This is a genomic window from Actinosynnema sp. NPDC004786 (genome assembly GCF_053601135.1).
Map to the genome: position 1 here is coordinate 192,681 of NZ_JBSGBG010000013.1, position 20,285 is coordinate 212,965.

Annotated in this window: 18 protein-coding genes; 11 read left to right on the forward strand and 7 right to left on the reverse strand. The window is 74.8% G+C overall.

Annotation, left to right across the window (positions count from 1 at the left end):
• The first annotated feature begins 89 nt into the window (after window positions 1-89).
• Window positions 90-470 (forward strand): hypothetical protein, encoded by a 381-nt coding sequence (locus ACWEFJ_RS14600; protein ID WP_449714007.1) that lies wholly within the window; start codon window positions 90-92, stop codon window positions 468-470.
• Between the two features lie 192 nt (window positions 471-662).
• Here ACWEFJ_RS14600 and ACWEFJ_RS14605 read toward each other — a convergent pair whose 3' ends face one another.
• The 4 genes from ACWEFJ_RS14605 to ACWEFJ_RS14620 are packed head-to-tail and all read right to left on the reverse strand — an operon-like array spanning window position 663 to window position 4,275.
• Window positions 663-1,208, reverse strand: coding sequence for an NUDIX hydrolase (locus ACWEFJ_RS14605; protein ID WP_378092313.1), 546 nt, complete (start codon window positions 1,206-1,208; stop codon window positions 663-665).
• A complete protein-coding gene (locus ACWEFJ_RS14610; RefSeq protein WP_449714021.1) occupies window positions 1,205-2,539 on the reverse strand; it encodes a coenzyme F420-0:L-glutamate ligase in 1,335 nt (444 codons plus the stop codon). Before ACWEFJ_RS14610 ends, ACWEFJ_RS14605 begins: the two co-directional genes overlap by 4 nt.
• Window positions 2,532-3,497, reverse strand: a complete 966-nt coding sequence (gene cofD, locus ACWEFJ_RS14615; RefSeq protein ID WP_378092311.1) for a 2-phospho-L-lactate transferase — start codon at window positions 3,495-3,497, stop codon at window positions 2,532-2,534. Before cofD ends, ACWEFJ_RS14610 begins: the two co-directional genes overlap by 8 nt.
• 25 nt (window positions 3,498-3,522) lie before the next feature.
• A complete protein-coding gene (locus ACWEFJ_RS14620; protein WP_378092309.1) occupies window positions 3,523-4,275 on the reverse strand; it encodes a site-2 protease family protein in 753 nt (250 codons plus the stop codon).
• A 270-nt stretch (window positions 4,276-4,545) separates the two neighbouring features.
• Here ACWEFJ_RS14620 and ACWEFJ_RS14625 point away from each other — a divergent pair, with 270 nt between their 5' ends.
• Both ACWEFJ_RS14625 and ACWEFJ_RS14630 read left to right on the forward strand, forming a co-directional pair.
• Window positions 4,546-4,851, forward strand: coding sequence for a WhiB family transcriptional regulator (locus tag ACWEFJ_RS14625; RefSeq protein WP_378092307.1), 306 nt, complete (start codon window positions 4,546-4,548; stop codon window positions 4,849-4,851).
• 69 nt (window positions 4,852-4,920) lie between these two features.
• A complete protein-coding gene (locus tag ACWEFJ_RS14630) occupies window positions 4,921-8,211 on the forward strand; it encodes a glycosyltransferase family 2 protein (protein ID WP_449714008.1) in 3,291 nt (1,096 codons plus the stop codon).
• 114 nt (window positions 8,212-8,325) lie between these two features.
• Here the strand turns inward: ACWEFJ_RS14630 and ACWEFJ_RS14635 are convergent, their stop codons facing one another.
• Window positions 8,326-8,766 carry a metallopeptidase family protein gene (locus ACWEFJ_RS14635; RefSeq protein WP_449714009.1) on the reverse strand — a complete coding sequence of 147 codons (441 nt, stop codon included), beginning with the start codon at window positions 8,764-8,766 and terminating at the stop codon, window positions 8,326-8,328.
• A 161-nt stretch (window positions 8,767-8,927) separates the two neighbouring features.
• On the opposite strand from ACWEFJ_RS14635, the gene ACWEFJ_RS14640 reads away from it, so the two are divergent.
• From ACWEFJ_RS14640 to ACWEFJ_RS14665, 6 genes are all read left to right on the forward strand, one after another.
• Complete coding sequence (locus ACWEFJ_RS14640) at window positions 8,928-9,287, forward strand: DUF3499 domain-containing protein (RefSeq protein ID WP_378092301.1); 360 nt, start codon at window positions 8,928-8,930, stop codon at window positions 9,285-9,287.
• A gap of 88 nt (window positions 9,288-9,375) precedes the next feature.
• The gene (locus ACWEFJ_RS14645) at window positions 9,376-10,728 is read left to right on the forward strand and encodes a phosphomannomutase/phosphoglucomutase (protein ID WP_378092339.1); all 1,353 of its coding nucleotides are present in this window, start codon (window positions 9,376-9,378) and stop codon (window positions 10,726-10,728) included.
• Window positions 10,729-10,733: 5 nt separating this feature from the next.
• Window positions 10,734-10,931: a Trm112 family protein gene (locus ACWEFJ_RS14650; RefSeq protein ID WP_367138834.1), complete on the forward strand. Its 198-nt coding sequence runs from the start codon at window positions 10,734-10,736 to the stop codon at window positions 10,929-10,931.
• 6 nt (window positions 10,932-10,937) lie between these two features.
• Window positions 10,938-12,014: an SIS domain-containing protein gene (locus ACWEFJ_RS14655; protein WP_378092299.1), complete on the forward strand. Its 1,077-nt coding sequence runs from the start codon at window positions 10,938-10,940 to the stop codon at window positions 12,012-12,014.
• Window positions 12,015-12,018: 4 nt separating this feature from the next.
• A complete protein-coding gene (gene manA / locus ACWEFJ_RS14660) occupies window positions 12,019-13,236 on the forward strand; it encodes a mannose-6-phosphate isomerase, class I (protein ID WP_378092297.1) in 1,218 nt (405 codons plus the stop codon).
• Between the two features lie 42 nt (window positions 13,237-13,278).
• The gene (locus ACWEFJ_RS14665) at window positions 13,279-14,199 is read left to right on the forward strand and encodes a cation diffusion facilitator family transporter (protein ID WP_449714010.1); all 921 of its coding nucleotides are present in this window, start codon (window positions 13,279-13,281) and stop codon (window positions 14,197-14,199) included.
• Window positions 14,200-14,785: 586 nt separating this feature from the next.
• Here the strand turns inward: ACWEFJ_RS14665 and ACWEFJ_RS14670 are convergent.
• Window positions 14,786-16,306 carry an amino acid permease gene (locus ACWEFJ_RS14670; RefSeq protein WP_449714011.1) on the reverse strand — a complete coding sequence of 507 codons (1,521 nt, stop codon included), beginning with the start codon at window positions 16,304-16,306 and terminating at the stop codon, window positions 14,786-14,788.
• 108 nt (window positions 16,307-16,414) lie between these two features.
• Here ACWEFJ_RS14670 and ACWEFJ_RS14675 point away from each other — a divergent pair, with 108 nt between their 5' ends.
• Window positions 16,415-17,683, forward strand: a complete 1,269-nt coding sequence (locus tag ACWEFJ_RS14675) for a glutamate mutase L (protein ID WP_378092289.1) — start codon at window positions 16,415-16,417, stop codon at window positions 17,681-17,683.
• On the opposite strand, the gene ACWEFJ_RS14680 is transcribed toward ACWEFJ_RS14675, so the two are convergent.
• Window positions 17,661-20,039: a hypothetical protein gene (locus ACWEFJ_RS14680; protein ID WP_449714012.1), complete on the reverse strand. Its 2,379-nt coding sequence runs from the start codon at window positions 20,037-20,039 to the stop codon at window positions 17,661-17,663. The genes ACWEFJ_RS14675 and ACWEFJ_RS14680 overlap by 23 nt on opposite strands.
• Window positions 20,040-20,169: 130 nt before the next feature.
• Here ACWEFJ_RS14680 and ACWEFJ_RS14685 point away from each other — a divergent pair.
• Window positions 20,170-20,285: adenosylhomocysteinase (locus tag ACWEFJ_RS14685; protein ID WP_449714022.1), on the forward strand; the 116-nt coding region annotated here is incomplete at its 3' end.

Genomic DNA, 20,285 nt, shown 5'->3' on the forward strand with positions numbered 1-20,285 from the left:
CGGCACGGGCAGTGGTCCGTGTCGACGAGCGCCACCGATCGGCACGCCGGCGTCCCCGCCGGCCCAAGGCACCCGCAGGAGAGATCCGGATGGACCCCCGCGCTCGGGCCGACGCGGCGCTGGCCCGTGCTCGTGCACGTGGCATCCACGTCGTGACGCCGGACAACATGACGTCACCCATGGACTCGTCGGCGACCCAGCAGATCCCTCGCGCCGTGGTCAACGCGGCCGACCCGCGCGGTGCCGACCCCGACTCGACCATGGTCCTGTCCGCGCACGTCGCCGCAGGTCAGCCCGCCCCGCCACCGCCTCCCGCGCCCGAACCCGAACCGGAGCTGCGCGTGGCCCCGGGCCCGGTCCCGACCGTCCAGCAGGTCCCGGCCGCCCGCCCGACCCTGTCCCAGCGCCTCTCCGGCGGCCAACCCCAACACCGCCCCGGCCTGACCCAACGCCTGAACGGCGACTCCTGACCTCGAGAGTCCAACCTTCACGCCGCGAGAGTCCAACACTCACGGCGCGTGAGTCCTACGTTCGGGGCCCGAGAGTCCAACGTCCAGGACACCTGAACTCAACACTCGCCGCCCACCGCTCGTCGTGAGCGTTGAATTCAGGGTGCGCGAACGTAGGACTCTCGAGCGTCGGAGGTTGGACTCACGCGGGGGTTAGGGGAGGTGAGGAGTGGCGGCGGTCAGGATCGGATGCAGGTCGGTCGAGTCGGGGGGCAGGGCGGTCACCGGCCACCAGGCCAGGTCCAGCGACTCGGTGCTGCGCAGCGGCGCGGCGTCGAGCGGGGCGCGGACCAGGAAGCGGACGTCGAAGTGGCGCGTCGGCTTGCCCAGCGAGCACGTGATCGGGTGCACGTCCAGGTGGATCGGCTCCGGCGAGATCCGCAGGCCCGCGATCCCCGACTCCTCCGTCGCCTCGCGCAGCGCCGCGCCGGCGAGCGTCGTGTCCGACGGCTCGCAGTGCCCGCCCAACTGCAGCCACCGGCCCACCCGCGGGTGCAGGGTCAGCAACGTCCGATCACCGGACGCGTCCACCACCAGCGCCGACGCGGTGACGTGCCCCGGCTCGCACGACCGCAGGCACGCGTCCTCCCGGGCCGCCAGGAACCCCAGGTAGGCCTGCCGCAGCGACTCCTGCGCCGGGTCCGCGGGACGCCACGAGGACAACGTCGCCACCGCGTCGGCGTGCAGACCGGCGTTCACAGCTCCAGGAACCTCTCGTCCAGCCCGCTCAACTCCCGCGGCGTCAGCTCCTGCTCCGGGTGCCCGATCGCCACCGCGCCCAGCGGCTCCCAGCCCTCCGGCAGCCCCAGCACGTCCCGCACCACGTCCGCGCAGAAGATCGTCGACGACACCCAGCACGACCCGAGCCCCTCGGCGGCCAACGCCACCAGCAGCCCCTGCACCGCCGCGCCGCCCGCGACCGTGAACATGGTCCGCTCCGCCTCGGCACGTCGCTCGTCCGGGTAGGCGTGCGCGCCCTCCCGCACCAGGAACGGCACCACGACCTCCGGCGCGTCGCGCAGGATGTCGCCCCGGGCGACCCGCGCCGCGATCCGCTCCTCGGACAGCCCGTCGCCCCGCAGGTCCGCCCGCCACCGCTCGGCCATCGCGTCCAGCAGCTCGTCCCGCCCGGCCGTCAACCGCACGAACCGCACCGGCCGCGTGTGGTGCGGCGCGGGCGCGGTCAACGCGGCGCCCACCGCCCGCCGCACGGCCTCCACGTCGACCGGCGAGGGGGCGAACGACCGCACCGAACGCCGCAGCAGCACCGCCTCGGCCCGGCCCCGCGCCACCGCCTCGGCCGTGCCCAGCCGGAACAGGTCGTCCTCGACCGGCCGCGCCAGGTCGCGCGCGGACGACCCGTCGTCGGACACCGGCAGCCCGCGCACCACCGCCACCGGCACCGCGCCCAGCTTGCCCTTCACCAGGTCGGCCGCCGCCGCGATCTCGTCGGCCACCGCGACCTCGGTCACCACGAGGGAGTTGCCGTGCCGGTCCACCGAACCCGCGTACCGGTGCAGCACGGCCAGCCCGGACGCGCCGATCGCGGCGTCCGTCTGCCCCACCCGCCACGCCCGGCCCATCGTGTCGGTCACCACGACCGCCACCGAGACGCCCAGCCGCGCCGCCAGCGCCGCCCGCAGCGCCGCCGCCGACCCGTCCGGGTCCACCGGCAGCAACGCGATCTCGTCACCGGCCACGTTCGACGCGTCCACACCGGACGCCGCCTGCACGATCCCGAGCTTGTTCTCGGTGATCAACGTCCGCCCGCGCCGCGCCAGCACGCGCACCGACTCGGCCTCGACCCACTGCCGCCGCACGGCGTCGCGGGCCTCGGGGTCGGCCGGCACCGACACCAGCCGACCTTCCACTTTGGACAACACCTTGGACGTCACCACGACGACGTCGCCGTCGGCCAGCCAGGGCGCGGCCTCGGCGAGCGCTCCCGCCAGGTCGTCACCGGGCCGGAACTCCGGCAACCCGGTCACCGGCAGCAACGTGATCGGCGCGGGGGCCGCGTGGTCAGCCAACGTCGACACCGGCCAGTTCCAGCGCCGCCCGCGCCATCGCCGCCGTCGCGTCCACATCGGACATCAGCAGCGGCACGGCGCGCACCGCCACGCCCGGCACGTCCGACCGGTCGCCGGTGTGCACGAGCCAGCCGTCCAGCACGCCCTGGTCCGTGGTCTTGCGCGACCCGTAGTACCGGCCGACGGCCTCGGCCGAGGTCTCCACGCCGATCGCCGACAGGCACGCGTCCGCCATCCCGCGCAGCGGCTTGCCGCCGACGATCGGGGAGAGCCCCACCACACCGGCCTCGGTCTTGCGCAACGCGTCGCGCACCCCGGGCACGCCCAGGATCGTGTTCACGCTCACCACCGGGTTCGACGGCGCGATCAGCACCGCGTCGGCGTCGCGCAGCGCGTCCAGCACGCCCGGCGCGGGCGTCGCCGTCTCCACCCCGACCGACGCGAACGACCGCGCGGGCAGCTGGGCCCGGTGCTTGACCCACCACTCCTGGAAGTGGATCGCCTTCTCGCCCTCCTCGGTCGTCACGACCACGTGCGTCTCGACCCGGTCGTCCGACATCGGCAGCAGCCGCACGCCCGGCTGCCAGCGGTGGCTCAACGCCTCGGTGACCGCCGACAGCGGGTAGCCCGCGCGCAGCATCCGGGTCCGCACCAGGTGGGTGGCGATGTCGCGGTCGCCCAGGCCGAACCACGTCGGGTCCGCGCCGTAGGCGGCCAGCTCCTCCTTGACCGACCAGGTCTCGCCCGCGCGCCCCCAGCCGCGCTCCTTGTCGATCCCGTCACCCAGGGTGTACATGCAGGTGTCCAGGTCGGGGCAGATCCGCAACCCGTGCATCCACACGTCGTCACCCGTGTTCACCACGGCGGTGATCTCGTGCTCCGGACCGGCCAGCAGGCTCCTCAGCCCGACCAGGAACCGCGCCCCGCCAACCCCGCCAACCAGTACGACGACCTTCACGAGTCGCCATCCTCCCACCGAGGGCTCAGCGCCAGAACAGGAAGGTGCCCTGCCCGATGGCCGCCAGCCACCGGTCGCCGCCGATCAGCTCGAACACGGTGTACCCGGCCTCGAAGAACAGCCGGCCGATGGTCGGGAACCCGATCAGCACGGCGAAGAGCACGAACGGGGCCCACATCCGCGCCTTCGCGCCGAACTGCCGCGCCGAGTACGACATGTACGGCTCGATCGCGCCCCACCCGTCCAGGCCGGGGATCGGCAGGATGTTGAGCACGAACGCGAGGACCTGCACGGCCGCCAGGTACGACAGCGCCGCCGCCAAACCCGGGGGCGGCGTGAAAAGGATCACCGACAGCGACAGCAGCACGCCGAGCACCAGGTTGCTGAGCGGCCCGGCCAGCGACACCATCGACTCCACCCGCCGGTCGCGCAGGGCGTGGTGGTTGATCCACACCGCGCCGCCGGGCAGCGGGATGCCGCCGAACGCCAGCAGCACCAACGGCAGCACGATGCTGAACACCGGGTCGGTGTAGCGGCGGATGTCGAGGGTCAGGTACCCCTTGGCCTGCACGGCGTAGTCGCCGCCGCGGTAGGCCACGATCGCGTGGCCGAACTCGTGCAGGCACAGCGAAACCGCCCACCCGCCGAGGACGAACAGCACCGTGCCGGCGGTGAGCGCGGCGTCGGAGCCGTCGAACAGGGTCAGCACGGCGCCCGCCACCGTCACCGCGAGCAGGCTGAGGAACAGTGGACTCGGTCGCACCGCTGATCGCTTCACCCCTCCAGTGTGGCCTCCCGGGGCCGTCCGGTCACAAGGCCGTCCGTTGGGCCATCCGGGCAGCGGTCATCGCTCGGCGCACCGCCTCACTCACCGTCTGTGCTGTCAGTCAAGGCTTTTCAGGCCATCTGCGCGAATATCCCCCGACCTGTGGACTCCGCTTGACCGCGTGTTGTGACACAGGTGTAATCACATCGGTGTCATTCGTCGTTGTGGGGACGGCGAGTGGTGTCCGCCAACCGGGGAGAGCGGAAGGCGAGGAGGCGGACTATGCAGGAATTCGACGGGGGTCGCATCGTGGACGGGGACGTCCCGGCACCGGAGCCGGTCGTGCTCGACCTGTTCGACGCGGCCGACGAGCAGGACTGGCAGGAGCGCGCCCTGTGCGCGCAGACCGACCCGGAGGCGTTCTTCCCGGAGAAGGGCGGCTCGACCAGGGAGGCCAAGCGGATCTGCCTCGGCTGCGAGGTGCGCTCCGAGTGCCTGGAGTACGCCCTGCAGCACGACGAGCGCTTCGGCATCTGGGGCGGGTTGTCCGAGCGCGAGCGGAGGAAGCTCAAAAAGCGCGCCGGGTGATCGCCCGCGCGCTCGCTCTGGCTTACCGTGGGCGTCCCACGGCGTAGTCGGAGCAACGAGGAGCGGCACTTGACGAGCGGGGCCACTCCGCGGCTGCGCACCGCGCCCGTGCTGGCGGTGCTGGTGTGCCACGACGGCGAGCGGTGGCTCGGCACGGCGCTCTCGGCGCTGCGCCGCCAGCGGCCGCGCCCCCGGCACGTGATCGCGGTCGACACGGGTTCCGTGGACGGGACCGCGAAGCTCCTCGCCGAAGCCGCCACCGGTCCCGATCGGGTGATCGACGGCGTGCTGACGCTGCCCCGCGGCACGGGGTTCGGCGCGGCCGTGCACGCCGCCGTCGGGCACGCCGTGGGTCGCTGGGGCGACCCGGGCGCGTGGCTGTGGCTGCTGCACGACGACTGCGCCCCCGAACCGGACTGCCTGTCCGCGCTGCTGACCGCGGCCGAGGTGTCGCCGTCCGCGGCCGTGCTGGGCCCGCTGAGCCTGGACTGGGCCGACCCGCGGCTGGTGGTGGAGGCCGGGCTGTCGACCGACGCGTCCGGCCACCGGCAGACCGGCATGGGCCGGGTGGAGTCCGCCGGGTCCTTCCAGCAGAGCACCGAGGCGCTGGCCGTGCCGTCGGCGGGCTCGCTGGTGCGCCGCGCGGTGTGGGAGGAGGTCGGCGGCTACGACCGCGCGATGCCGTTGCTGCGCGACGACATCGACTTCGGCTGGCGCGTCAACCTCGCGGGCCACCTCGTGCTGTCCGTGCCCGTGGCGCGGATGCGGCACGCGCGGGCGGCGGCCCGCGGCACGCGGCGGCTGGACGCGGCGGTGGCCCGGCCGGGGCCGGCCGTGCGTGGCGTGGACCGGGCGCACGGGCTGCGCACGTTCCTGGTCAACTGCGGCACGGTCTCGTTCGTCCTGGGGCTGCCGCGGATCGCCGTGCTCGCGGTGCTGCGCGCCCTCGGGTTCCTGCTGCTGCGGCGGTTCTCCGACGCGCACGCCGAACTGGGCGCGTTGCGGTACCTGCTGAGCGGGCGGGCCGGGCTGGTGGCCGGACGTGCCGCACGGCCCGCGCACGGGGTCGTGCGGGGCCTGTTCACCAGTCGGGTCACCAGGTTGCGCAACGCGGTCAGCGCCGCGTCGGCCGCGCTGATCCGGCGGCGGGTCGAGGCGGACCTGGCGCTGGGCCGGCTGCCGGAGGACGAGGCGTGGCCGCGCGCGTGGTCGCTGCCGTCCGAAGTGGAGCGTCCGGCGGTCGGCCCGTCGGCGCTGCCGGCCGGCGTGCTGTCCCGGCGTCGCCCGGTGCGCGCGACCGGCGGGCTGCGGCGTCCGGCGGTGACCGTGCCGGTGGAGGCGGCGCTGCCCCCGGCGTTGCGGCCCTCGCCCAAGCCGCGACCGTCGCCCGTGCCGCGCGGGGCCACCGCGCCGGCGTCGCCGGGCCTGGTGTTCGTGGAGGTGGACCGGGCCCGGTTGCTGTGGTCGCTGCTCCTCGGCCCGCCGTTGTTGCTGGTGGTGGGCCTGACCGTGGTCGGGGTGCTGGCCAACGCCTCCCGGATCGGGCTCGACCTGAGCGGCGGGCGGCTGCTGCCGGTGGGCGACCTGGCGAGCACCTGGTCGTCCTACCTGGCGTCCTGGCATCCGGTGGCGGGCGGGACGACCGCGCCCGCGCCGGCCGCGCTGGCGGTGCTGGGCACGGTCGGCGCGCTGCTCGGGTCGCCCGCGGCGGTGGTGGCGGTGCTGTTCCTCGGCGACGCGCCGCTGGCCGGGCTGCTGGCGTACGTGGCGTCACGGCGGGTGCCGGTGCGGCGGCCCGTGCGCGCGTTCGTGGCGGCGGCGTACGCGCTGCTGCCGGCGGCCACGGCGGCGGTGAGCCAGGGACGGCTCGACGTGGTCGTGGTGCACGTCCTCGCGCCGGTGGTGTTCGCCGGGGTGATGTCGGTGCTGCGGGGTGGCGCGGGCGCGGCGTGGCTGCCGGTGGCGTCGGGCACGGCGTTGGCGGTGGCGGCGGTGGGGGCGTTCTCGCCGCTGGTGCACGGGCTGGTGGCGGTGGCGGCGCTGGTCGGGTTCGTGGTGGTGCCGGGGCGGCCCGGCGACGGGCGGCGGCGGGTGGCGTCGTTGTTCATGGTCGTGCTGCTGCCGATGGCGTTGCTGCTGCCGTGGCCCGCGGTGGTGTTGCAGCACCCGTCCGTGGTGCTGCACGGGGTGGGCGCGTTCGTGGCGTCGCCGCACGTGGGGCTGGTGGACCTGCTGTCGCTGCGGCCGGGCGGGACGGGCGCGGTGCCGTTCGTCGGGTTCGCGGTGGTCGCGTTCGCGGTGTTCGCGCTGGTGCTGCGGCCGTCGCGGTCGATGTGGGCGGGGCTCGCGGTGGTGGTGCTCGGCGGGCTCTCGGTGATCGTGCTGCGGACCGTGCCGGTCCGGCCGCTGCCGGGCGGCGACGCGACGCACGGCTGGACCGGCGGGCCGCTGGTGCTGGTCGGGTGGGGCCTGCTGTGGGTGGTGCTGGCGGCGTTCCGGCGGGACGCGGTCCCGGTGCCGTGGCGGCGGGTGGTGTCGGTGCTCGGGGTCGTGTCGGTGCTGGGGCTGGCCGCGGCGGGGTTCGCCGGGCTGCGGTCGGGCGCGTTGACGGCGGACGCGGCCCGGTTGCCGGAGACGGTGGCGCAGGAGCTGCCGCGGACCGGGCGGTCGGTGCTGGTGCTGGGCGCGCCGACGCGGTTGGTCGCCGGGCGGCTGCCCGCGTTCGGGGACGACGACTACGTGCCGGTGGCGACGGCGACCGCCCGGTTGGAGCGGTGGACGCGCGACCTGACCGGCGGGTCGCCGTCGGCGGCGCGGGTCGCGTTGGCGCAGGCGGCGGCGTCCGGCGTGGCGTTCGTCGTGGTGCCGGACCTGCGGGCGGCGCAGCGGCTGCGGGACGCGGTGGGCGACCTGGTGGCCGTGGCGCCGTCGATGTCGGACGGGCGGCCGGTGCTGCGGGTGCAGTTGGCGGCGGGCAACGCCGTGCTGCTGTCGCCGGAGCTGGCGCGGCGGGCGCGGACCGGCGGCGACCCGCCCGTGGAGCTGGGCGCGCCCGGCATCGCCCCGGTCGAGGCCGCGCCGCCGGAGGTGGCCGTGCGGGTGTCGGAGGGGCCCGAGGGGCGGTTGCTCGTGCTGGCGGCGGAGGAGGAGCCGGGCTGGCGGGCGTGGGTGGACGGCCGTGAGGTGACGCTCGTGCGGGCCTGGGGTCACCTGGTGGGCGTGACCGTGCCGACGACGGCCTCGGAGGTGCGCGTGGAGGTCTCCTCGACCCTGCGCGAACTGCTCCTGATGGTCCAGGCGGCCGCGGCCCTCTTCACCGTGCTGACCGCCATCCCCTCCCGCCGCCGCCCCGAGCGTTGAACTCACGGGTCCCGAACGTAGGACTCACCTGACCTGAACGTAGGACTCACGCGCGAGTCCTACGTTCGGAACGCGAGTGTCCTACGTTCGGAACACCCGAGTTGAGCGTTCGGGTCACTCGCCGTCGATCACGTCCGGGTCCAGGCCCAGGTAGTTGGCCACCTGCTCCACCAGCACGTCGTGCACCAGGTCGGACAGGTCCGCGCCGTCCTTCGCCCGCGCCTCCAGCGGCCGGCGGTACAGCACGATGCGGGCCCGCCGGTCCGTGCCCGCCGGCACCAGCCGCGCCAGCGGCACGTTGCCGTCCTCGACCACGTCGCCGTCGTCGCCCTGGACGTCCGGCACGTCGTCCACGGCCACGTCGAGCTGCGTCAACTCCGTCCGCCACCGCGCCTCGATCGGCTCCAGCGCCTCCAGCACCAGCGCGTCGAACCGCTCCGCCCGGCTGCGCGCCGCCGGCAGCGTGGCCGGGTAGAGCGGGCCGCGCAACCCCCGCCCGTGCCGGTCGCGGTTGCGCCGCCGCGGAGCGCCCTGACGCCGTGAACCCCGAGCCATCACCACGAGGTAGAGGGTAGTTGCACCGCGACCGCCGCCGTACGCCCGTCCCCGCCGCGGACGTCCGCGACCAGGCAACTCGCCGATCCGCGGCGCCACCTCCAACGCCGCGCCGGAGGTAATCCAACACACGCCGCGCGGGACGCGATATCGTCCCCGCCGTGCGGAGCGTGAGACGGTGCTCGCGAACCGGGTGCGCGAACCCGGCAGTCGCCACGCTCACGTACGCCTATGCGGACTCCACCGCCGTCGTGGGACCCCTGGCGACGTACTCCGAACCGCACTCCTACGACCTCTGCGAGGAGCACGCCCTGCGCCTCACCGCGCCGCGCGGCTGGGAGGTCGTCCGGCACCAGGGCGAGTTCCGGGCCCCCGAGCCGACCGTGGACGACCTGACGGCGCTGGCCGAGGCCGTCCGGGAGGCGGGCCGCGCCACCCCGCCGGTCGAGCTGCCGGAGCTGCCCGCGGGCACCGTCCGGCGTGGCCACCTGCGGGTTCTGCCCGATCCCAACGAGGACTGAACGCAGACTCAGCGACCGGGCACGACGCCCCCGCGCGCGCCGGTAGGCTTCCCAGGGCAGTGTCAAGAGCCAACTTGGGAGTGTGGCCGTGCGCGATCTGTCCGGCATCGTCAAGGCTTACGACATCCGCGGTGTCGTCGGTGAGCAGCTCGACGCCGACGTCGTCCGTGACTTCGGCGCCGCCTTCGCCCGCCTGGTCGGCGGCCCCGCCGTGGTGATCGGGCACGACATGCGCGACTCGTCGCCCGGTCTCGCGGCGGCCTTCGCCGAGGGCGTCACCGCGCAGGGCGTCGACGTGGTCAGCATCGGCCTGGCCAGCACCGACATGCTGTACTTCGCCTCCGGCAAGCTCGACCTGCCCGGCGCGATGTTCACCGCGAGCCACAACCCGGCCAAGTACAACGGCATCAAGCTGTGCCGCCCGGGCGCCGCGCCGGTCGGCCAGGACAGCGGCCTGGCGCAGATCCGCGAGGACGCCGAGCAGGGCGTGCCGGACGCCGAGGGCGTGGCCAAGGGCAAGGTCACCGAGCAGGACATGCTCACCGAGTACGCCGCCTACCTGCGGGAACTGGTCGACCTGAGCGGCAGCCGGCCGTTGAAGGTCGTGGTGGACGCGGGCAACGGCATGGGCGGGCACACCGTGCCGAAGGTGTTCGAGGGCCTGCCGATCGAGATCGTCCCGATGTACTTCGAGCTGGACGGCAACTTCCCCAACCACGAGGCCAACCCGCTGGACCCGGCCAACATCGTGGACCTGCAGGAACGGGTCCGCCGGGAGGGCGCGGACGCGGGCGTGGCGTTCGACGGCGACGCCGACCGCTGCTTCGTCGTGGACGAGCGGGGCGAGCCGGTGTCCCCGTCGGCCATCACCGCCCTGGTCGCCGTGCGCGAGCTGGCCAAGGACCCCGGCGGCACGATCATCCACAACCTGATCACCTCGCACGCCGTGCCGGAGATCGTCCGCGAGCACGGCGGCGTGCCGGTGCGCACCCGCGTCGGCCACTCCTTCATCAAGGAGGAGATGGCCAAGACGGGGGCCATCTTCGGCGGCGAGCACTCCGCCCACTACTACTTCCGCGACTTCTGGCGTGCCGACACGGGCATGCTGGCCGCGCTGCACGTGCTGGCCGCGCTCGGTGAGCAGGACGGCACGCTGTCCGCCCTGACCAGCGACTACTCGCGTTACGCGGCGTCGGGCGAGATCAACTCCACGGTGGCCGACCAGCAGGGCAGGCTGGCCGCGATCAAGGCCGAGTTCGGCGGCCGCGAGGGCGTCGAGCTCGACGAGCTGGACGGCCTCACGGTGAACCTGCCGGACGGCTCCTGGTTCAACCTCCGTGCCTCCAACACCGAGCCGCTGCTCCGGCTCAACGTCGAAGCCGCCGACGCGGCCTCGGTCGCCGCGTTGCGCGACGAGGTCCTGGCGATCGTGAGGGGATGAGCGCCGTGGCAGTCCAACTGGACGCGCAGTTGCTGGAGATCCTGGCCTGCCCGTGCCCCGAGCACGCCCCGCTGCGGGTCGGCACCCCCGCCGACCCGCTGGCGGACTACCTGACCTGTACCTCGTGCGGCCGGTCGTTCCCGGTCCGGGACGGCATCCCGGTGCTGCTGCTGGACGAGGCTGTCGAGCCGACGGCCGGGTGAGTTCGGGTGCTTGACGACAGCCTGCTCGACGACCAGTCCCGGCTCATCGACGCCGACCGGGAAGGGCTGCTGCGCGCCGCCGCACGGGCGGGCGCGCAGGTCCGGGCGACCGCGGAGGCGGCCGCCGAACTCGGCGTCGAGCGGGTGTTCCAGGACCGCCCGCGGGCGTTGGTGCTGGTCACGCGGCCCGGCGTCGGCGGCGCGATCGCCGGGGTGGTGACCGCGCTGCTCGGGCCGCGCTGCCCGGTGCCGGTCGTGGTGGCCGACGAGGTGCCGACGTGGGTGGGCGCGCTGGACGTGGTCCTCGCGCACACCGAGGACCCGGGCGACGTGCGGATGGCCGAGGCGGTGGACCGGGTGGCCCGGCGCGGCGCGCGCGTGCTGCTGACCGCCGAGCCGGACGGCCCGGTGGCCGCGTCGGCCGCGCAGCACGCGCTGCTCATCCCGCCGCGGGTGCCGGTGCCGCAGGGCTTCGGCTTCGCCCGCGGGTTCGCCGCGTGGGTCGTGGCGCTGAACGCGCTGGGCCTGCTCGACGTGGACGTGCAGGCGGTCGCGGACGAGCTGGACCGCGAGGCGGAGCGCTGCCACCCGGTGCACGAGCCGTTCGTCAACCCGGCGAAGACGCTGGCGTTGCGGGTGGCGGAGCGCACCCCGCTGCTGTGGGGCCTGGACGACCTGGCCACGGCGGTGGCCGCGCACGGCGCGGGCGTGCTCGCGACCTACGCGGGCGTGGTGAGCGACGTGGCCGGCTATCCTCAGGCCCTGACCCGGTCGGTGCTGCACCGCCGGGCGGTGCACGGCACGTCGGGCGCGGACCTGTTCGCCGACCCGGACGACGAGCACGACGGCCTGGTCCGCGTGCTGCTGGTGGCCGTGCGCCGGGGCCCGCAGGCCGAGTTCGCCCGGCGGGTCGCGATGGAGACCTTGTCCGGGGCCGACGTGCTCGAACCGGCCGAGGAGGTCGGCGGCGGCGAGGCCGTGTGCGCCGCGCTGCTCGCCTTGCGGTTCGAGCTGGCCGCGCTGTACCTGGGGCTGGCGGCGGGCACGCTGGGCGGACCCGGGCTGTACGCGCCGGCCGTGTGAGGGGATGACTGTGGACCTGCTGCACAACGCGGTGCGGGCGTACGCGTGGGGATCGCGCACGGCCATCGCCGAGCTGCTCGGCAAGGAGGTGCCGACCCCCCACCCCGAGGCCGAGCTGTGGATGGGCGCGCACCCCGGCGACCCGTCGCGGCTCGTCGGGCCGGACGGCGAGGCGCGGTCCCTGCTCGACCTCCTCGCCGACGACCCGGAGGGCCAGCTCGGCGCCCGGCACGCCGACCGCTGGGGCAGCAGGCTGCCGTTCCTGCTCAAGGTGCTGGCCGCGGACGAGCCGCTGAGCCTGCAGGCGCACCCGTCGGCCGAGCAGGCCGCGAACGGGTTCGCCGCCGAGGACGCGGCGGGCGTGCCGATCGACTCGCCGATCCGCAACTACAAGGACCCGTCCGCGAAGCCGGAGCTGATCTGCGCGTTGACCGAGTTCCACGCGCTGGCCGGGTTCCGCGACCCCGCCCGCACGGTGGCGCTGCTGCGGTCGCTGGACGCGCCGGACTTCGCCCCGTACGCCGAGCTGCTGGCCGCCCAGCCGGACGGCAACGGCCTGCGCGCCCTGTTCACCACCCTCATCACGCTGCCGCAGACGGCGCTGGACATGCTGCTGCCGCAGGTGCTGGACGCGTGCGTGCTGCACGTGAAGGAGCACGGCGAGTTCGACCTGGAGTGCCGCACGGTCCTGGAGCTGGGCGAGGCGTACCCCGGCGACGCGGGCGTGCTGGCCGCGCTGCTGCTCAACCGGCTGGTGCTCCAGCCGGGCGAGGCGATCTACCTGCCCGCCGGCAACCTGCACGCCTACCTGCACGGCACGGGCGTGGAGATCCTCGCGAACTCCGACAACGTGCTGCGGTGCGGGTTGACGCCCAAGCACGTGGACGTGCCGGAGCTGATGCGCGTGCTGGACTTCCGGTGCGGCGACATGCCCGTGCAGACGGGGGAGGAGACCTCGCCCGGCCTGTGGGCGTACCGGACGCCGTGCCCGGAGTTCGAGCTGTCCCGGATCGAGGTCGGGCCGGGCACGCGGGTCCGGGTGGACCACAGCGGTCCGCAGATCCTGCTCTGCACGCGGGGCCGGGCGCGGCTGTCGACCGGCGACGAGGTGCTGGAGCTGAACCGGGGCCAGTCCGTGTGGTTGCCCGCGAGCGATCCGGCCGCGATGATCACCGCCGAGGTTGACACCCAGCTTTTCCGGGCAACCCCCGGCGTTGAGTAGGGTCACACCGACAATTCGGACCTGGGCGCTGAGGGAGCAACCGTGTCAGCAGGGGGCGGGACCAAGGCGATCATCGCCGCGCTGGTGGCCAACGCCGGGATCGCCGCGGCGAAGTTCGTGGGCTTCCTGATCACCGGATCGTCGTCCATGCTGGCCGAGTCGGTGCACTCGGTCGCGGACACGTCCAACCAGGGCTTGCTGCTCCTGGGGCAGAAGACGTCGCGTCGCAAGGCGACCTTGAACCACCCGTTCGGGTTCGGCCGCGACCGGTACTTCTACTCGTTCGTGGTGGCGTTGCTGCTGTTCAGCCTCGGTTCGGTGTTCGCCCTGTACGAGGGCATCCACAAGCTGGAGGCGCACGAGGAGCTGAGCAGCCCGATCGTCGCGGTGATCATCCTGGTGGTCGCGATCGGCCTGGAGTCCTACAGCTTCCGCACCGCGATCGTGGAGTCGAAGGCGATCAAGGGCGACGCGACCTGGTGGCAGTTCATCCGGCAGTCGAAGGTGCCGGAGCTGCCGGTCGTGCTGCTGGAGGACGCGGGCGCGCTGTTCGGCCTGGTGCTGGCGCTGATGGGGGTCGGGCTGTCGACGCTGACCGGCGACCCGGTGTGGGACGCCATCGGCACGATCTGCATCGGCGCGCTGCTGGGCGTGATCGCGATCGTCCTGATCATCGAGATGAAGTCGCTGCTGATCGGCGAGGGCGCGGCGCCCGCCGAGCTGGACGTGATCGTGGACGAGCTGGCGGCGGGCAAGGTGCAGCGCGTCATCCACATCAAGACGCAGTACATCGGGCCGGACGAGCTGCTGGTGGCGGCGAAGATCGCGCTGAACCCGGGGCTGTCGGTGACCGAGGTGGCGGAGGCCATCGACGCCGCCGAGCTGCGCGTGCGGAACAAGGTGCCGGCGGCCCGGCTGATCTACCTGGAGCCGGACCTGGACCGGTCGCTGGCCAAGTCGTAGCCCTTCGGCGAGCAACCGCTCGCCGTTCGGCGCCTTCCCCTCGTGGGCGAGGGCGACGAGCCGCTGCGCGCAGTGCTCGTCGCCCCTCCGCGTCCGGTCGGCGGCGGCGGCGCGTTCGCCGTGGGTGTCGAGCAGGTGGTTCTGGCTTTCGTCGAGCCACAGGACGGTGCCGGGCTCGACGCCGTTCGCCAGCACGTGCAGCAGGTCCTCGGCCGTGCGGGGGTAGAGCAGCGGCCACGTGACCGGCTCGGCGGTGACCGCCTCGTACAGCGCGCGGGTCTTGCCCGTGGACGACTCGCCGGTCAGCACCACCATCGCGGTGCGCTTCGCCGCGAGCACCGCGGCCGGCTCCCGGTCGTGCTCGCGCGGCAGGTACGCCGGCAGGTCCGGGAGGCCCGCGCCGCCGACGGCGACCGCCCGGTGCACGTCCAGGTCGAACGGGTGCCACCCGGTGATCGGCCGGGACGGCGAGGGGGCGGCGTGCCGCGCGTGCACGTGCACGCCGCCCACGATCGACCCGGCCTGGACGACCGCGGTCGCCTCGCCGGACATCTCGATGCGCACCGGGTCGGGCACGCGCCCGACGCTACGGAATCTCGTCCCGCTCCACCACGGGCACGGCGGTGCCGCCCCGGCGGCCGAGCAGCGAGTGCCGCCGGCTGTAGGCGAAGTACACGACCACGCCCAGTGCCATCCACACCAGGAACCGGACCCAGGTCAGCGCGGTCAGGTTCAGCATCAGCCACAGGCAGGCGAGGATCGCGAGCACCGGCACCACGGGCACGAACGGCACGCGGAAGCCGCGCGGCAGGTCCGGGCGGGTCTTGCGCAGCACCAGCACGCCCGCCGACACCAGGATGAACGCGAACAGCGTGCCGACGTTCACCATCTCCTCCAGCTTGCCCGCCGGGAAGAAGCCCGCCGCGAGCGCGACCAGCACGCCGATGACGATCGTGATCCGGAACGGGGTGCCGTGCTTGCCGGTGCGGGCCAGGCCGCGCGGCAGCAGGCCGTCGCGGGACATCGCGAACAGCACCCGCGACTGGCCCAGCATCAGCACCATCACGACCGTGGTGAGGCCGGCCAGCGCGCCGATCGAGATCACCGTGGCCGCCCAGTCCACGCCGTTGGCCGAGAACGCCGTCGCGAGCGTCGCCCGCGTGCCGTCCGGCTGCGTCTTCAGCTGGTCGTACGGCAGCATGCCGGTCACCACCAGCGACACCGCCACGTACAGCACCGTGACGATGGCCAGCGACCCGAGGATGCCGCGCGGCACGGCGCGCTGCGGGTTGCGGGTCTCCTCGGCGGTCGTCGCGACCACGTCGAACCCGATGAACGCGAAGAACACCAGCGACGCGGCGGCCAGCAGCCCCAGCACCCCGTAGGTGCTGCCCTCGGAGCCGGTGAGCAGGGAGAACAGCGACTGCTCCAACCCGTGCCCGGTGGTGCCGCCGGACTCGGCGGGCGGGATGTACGGGCTGTAGTTCGCCGCCTTGACGTACCCGATCCCGAGCACGATGACCAGCAGCACGACGGCCACCTTCACCGCCGTGATCACCGCGCTGACCCGCGACGACAGCTTGGTGCCGAGCACCAGCAGCACGGTCAGCACCCCGATCAGCAGCAGCGACCCCCAGTCCACGTCGACGCCGCCGACCGAGGCGGTGGTCTTCACCGACACGCCGAGCTGGCCCAGCACCGTCTGGAGGTACAGCGACCAGCCCTTGGCCACCGCCGCCGCGCCGACCGCGAACTCCAGCACCAGGTCCCAGCCGATGATCCAGGCCATGAACTCGCCGAAGGTCGCGTACGAGAACGTGTACGCGCTGCCCGCCACCGGCACGGTGGAGGCGAACTCCGCGTAGCACAGCGCGGCGAGCGCGCAGGCCACCGCCGCCAGCACGAACGCCAGCGACACCGACGGCCCCGCGAGGTTGCCCGCCGTGGACGCGGTGAGGGTGAAGATGCCGGCGCCGATCACCACGGCGACGCCGAACACCGTCAGGTCCCACGCGGTGAGGTCCCGGCGCAGTCTGGTGTCCGGCTCGTCGGTGTCCGCGATCGACTGCTCGATCGTCTTGGTGCGCCACAGCCCGTTGCCTGGCACGCTCGCCTCCTGTGGTGGTGGCCGCTGGTCCGCGGACGGCCCGTCCGACTGGTCCGTTCAGCCTAGAGGTGGGCGCCGACATCCGGCGGCGCCGGTAGTTTCGCCGCCATGACGGTGCTCTGCCTCGACATCGGCTCGACGTGGACCAAGGGCGCCCTCGTGTCGGAGGACGGGGAGTTGCTGGGCACCGCGCAGCACCCGACCACCCCGCCCGAGGTGCTCCGAGGTATTGACGCGGTCACGGGTGCGCTAAACCCCTCGGGGGGCACGTTGGCGTGCTCGTCGGCGGGCGGCGGCCTGCGGCTCGCGGTCGTGGGGCAGGAACGGCTGGTCAGCGCCGAAGCCGGGTACCGGGTGGCGTTGTCGGCGGGCGCGAAGGTGGTGCACGTCTCGGCCGGCCCGCTGGACGGCGCGGGCGTCCGGGCGCTGCGCGCGGCCGCGCCGGACCTGGTGCTGCTGGTCGGCGGCACGGACGGCGGCGACGCGTCGGTGCTGCTGCACAACGCCCGCCGGCTCGGCGCGAACCGCCTCGCCTGCCCGATCGTGCTCGCGGGCAACGTCGAGGCCCAGCCGGAGGCGGCCGGGCTGCTGGCGGGCCGGACCGTGGTGCGGACCGCGAACGTGCTGCCGGACGTGGGCGAACTCGCGCCGGGCCCGGCCCGCGCGGCGATCCGCGAGGTGTTCCTGGAGCACGTGATCGGGGGCAAGGGCCTGTCCCGCGGCCGCCGGTTCCGCGGGCTCGTCCGCGCGGTCACGCCGGACGCGGTGCTGGCCGGCGTGTCGCGGCTGGCCCGGCAGGACCGGGAGGGCGCGGTGCTCGTGGTGGACGTCGGCGGCGCGACCACCGACGTCTACTCGGCCGTGTCCACTGTGGATGGCCCGGAGCGGGTGGTCGCGCTGCCGCCGGACCGCCGCACCGTCGAGGGCGACCTGGGCCTGCGCTGGTCCGCGCCCGGCGTGGTGGCCGAGGCGGTCGCGGAGAAGCTGGTCGACAAGGCCGAGGCCGCCGTGCTGGAGGAGGAGGCCGCCGCCCGCGCCGCCGACGTGACCTGGCTGCCCGACGACCCGGCGGTGGACCGGCGGCTGGCCGCGCTCGCCGCCGTGCTGGCCGTCCGCCGCCACCTCAGGCTGGTCGACGGCCGGCTGGGGCCGAAGGGCGCGGGCCTGCTGGTGCTGTCCGGCGGCGTGTTCCGGCACGCCGAGTCCACCGCGGACGTCGAGCGGGTGCTGCGCGCCGACCCCGTGCTGCGCCCGTTCCTGCGCACCGCCGCCGTCGCGGTCGACCGCGACTACGTGCTCGCCCCGGCCGGCCTGCTCGCCGGCGCGGGCCGCACGGCCGCGGCCGACCGCCTGCTCACGTCCATTCCGGGGAGCTGACCGGCGCCTGCCGCGCGGTGGGCAGCACGGGCGCGGGCGGCGTCACGCCCTCCAGCCCGGCCGCGATCGCGATCGCCCGGTCCCACTCGGGGTCGGAGGTGTAGTCCGCGTGCCGGTTCACGCCCGGCGCCCACCGCCGACCCGGGAACGGCCCGCGCTGCGGGTCCGGCAGCCAGTGGTCGCCGCCGAGCACCAGCGCGCCCGTCGGGCCCCGCGACGCGGGCGGCAGCGCCCCCGACGTGCCGTCGGCCCGGAAGCCCGCGCCCAGCAGCATCCCGTCGAACACCTGCCGGTTCCACGTCGTCACCGCGCCGCCCAGCGGGTCCGTGCCGCGGCACAGCGCGCGCCACCGCCCGGACAGGCCCCCGGCCAGCTTCGCCAACGAGTCGTGCGGCACCACCGCCGGGAACGCCCGCGGGTACGCCCACTGGAGCTGCGACCCCGCCGTGACCAGGCCCAGGCGTTCCGCGTCGTGCGGGGGCAGCTCCTCCAGCAGCCGCGCCGCCGCCACGGCCGCGAGCAGGCTGCCCTGGCTGTGCCCGGCCAGCACGACCCGCGTGCCGGGGTCGGCCAGGTGCTCCCGCACCCGCGCCACCAGCTCGGGCACGACCTTCAACGCGTAGCACGGCGGCACCACGGGGTGCGCCTCGCGCGGCCAGAACGCGGCCAGGTCCGCCAGCACGCCGACCTGCCTGGCCTTGTCCGGCCGCCGCGCGGCGAGGTACACCGCGCGCAGCAGCGACAGCGCCAGCACGGCCAGCACGAGCACGCCGAACGCGACGACCGGCCGCGCCCACGCGGGCGGGTCGACCTCGCGCAGCCGCAGCACCGCCGCGGGGGCCGCACCGACCGCCGGCACCGACGACATGACCAGCACGACGTGGTGGCTGTGCCGGCGCTGCCACCGCGCCCACCACCACGCCCGCGCGGCGCGCTTCGCGTCCCGGCCGCGCCCGGCGTGCAGCAGGGCCGCTTCGCGCGCCCACTCCTTCTCCCGCCGCAGCGAACTCCACCGCACCATCCCGGTGGTGGCCGCCATCGCCGCCCCGGCCAGGAACCCCAGCACCCCGGCCACGCCCCACAGCAGCGCGATGTAGTCGTACCCGCGCGGCAGCACGCCGTGCCCGAGCACGCGCTGCGCGGCCAGCGCCACGCCCGCGCCGAACCCGCCGCCCAGCAGCGCGGACACCGCCACCACCGGCGCGGCCATCCAGCCGCCCGCCCACGGCCGCAGGTCCCGCGGCTGCGCCGACCACGTGCGCCGGGCCAGCAGCGCGGCCGGCGCCAGCAGCACCGCGATCAGCACGCACACCAGCGCCAGCAGCGCCGCCACCATCTGCACGGCCAGGTCCGCACCGGGCAGCTCCGGCGGCAACCGGACCAGCAACGCGGCCGTGACCAGCAACGACAGCCACGCGACGAGGTGCAGCACGCGTCGCGGCCCGCGGCCCAGCGCCGCCCGCAGCCACCGGCCGCACCGGTGCGGCGCGCCGCCCGTCGGGTCGTCCAGCAGCATCGCGCCCAGCGCCGCGACCGCGACCAGCGCGATCCCGAGCACCCGGCACGCCGCGATCGCCACGCCGTGCGCGCCCGGCGCGAGCAGCGGCCCCGCCGGACCGCCCAGCGCGACCACCACGGCCGTGCCCAGGGCCGCGACCACGTGCAGCACCCGCAGCGCGGGCGTGTCCGGGTCGGTGGCCACGTGCGCGCCGGGCAGCCCGGACCCCGGCGCGCCGGCCGCGGGCACCTCCTTGCGCTCGATCCGCCAGTCCACACTGGACATGCGGTGCAGCACCAGCACGGCCAGCGCGATCGGCCCGAGGCCCACCGCGGCGCGCACCCACGGCGTGGTGCCCAGCCACGACGGGCCGCTCCACCGGCACGCCGTGCCCGGCGCGAGGCACTGCGCGGCGACCAGGTCGAGGCTGATCACCTCCAGTTGGGCGATCAGCAGCACGGTCAGCAGCAGCGCCGCCAACCGGAGCAACGCGCGCAGCCCGATGCCGAGCAGGTGCGCGGGCGTCGACCCGGCCGGGGTGGGCGGCAGCATCCAGTGGGCGACGTTGGCCAGCGAGAACGGGAACAGCAGCGCCCACGTCGCCTTGGCCCAGCCGCCCGAGGTCATCCGGCCCCACACGTAGCCCTCGACGACCCGCGGCACCGGGCGGCCCGCGGCCTGGAGCACCGGGCCGGGCGCCGGTCTGCGGAGCCGGTCGGCCGGGCGGACCAGGCGGCCGAGCCCGTCGCCCGCCACGTCCACCGCCGCCACCGCGTCGACCAACGACTGCGGGGTCGTGCCCTGCACGCCGTGCACCCGCAGTTCGACCACCCGTGTGTCGGGGCCGGGAATCAGCACCAATCCTCCCGCGAACCTGGTGTCAGCTTCGCCATACTGGTCCATCGGTGCGCAGTTGCCGCCGACCTCCGTGGCCCGGCGTGGCGGGCGGTAGTGTCGGTTCGTCCTACCCGAGATGGAGGAGCACGCGATGACCGCCGAGAGGCTCCAGACCCGCAACGGCATCGACTTCGCCGTGGCGGACCTCTCCCTGGCCGAGTTCGGCCGCAAGGAGATCCGGCTGGCCGAGCACGAGATGCCCGGCCT

Coding starts and splice junctions, on each gene's coding strand:
- ACWEFJ_RS14600 (WP_449714007.1), top strand. CDS start 90: ATGGACCCCCGCGCTCGGGCCGACGCGGCGCTGGCCCGTGCTCGTGCA.
- manA (WP_378092297.1), top strand. CDS start 12,019: ATGACTGTGGACCTGCTGCACAACGCGGTGCGGGCGTACGCGTGGGGA.
- ACWEFJ_RS14625 (WP_378092307.1), top strand. CDS start 4,546: ATGCAGGAATTCGACGGGGGTCGCATCGTGGACGGGGACGTCCCGGCA.
- ACWEFJ_RS14675 (WP_378092289.1), top strand. CDS start 16,415: ATGACGGTGCTCTGCCTCGACATCGGCTCGACGTGGACCAAGGGCGCC.
- ACWEFJ_RS14635 (WP_449714009.1), bottom strand. CDS start 8,766: ATGGCTCGGGGTTCACGGCGTCAGGGCGCTCCGCGGCGGCGCAACCGC.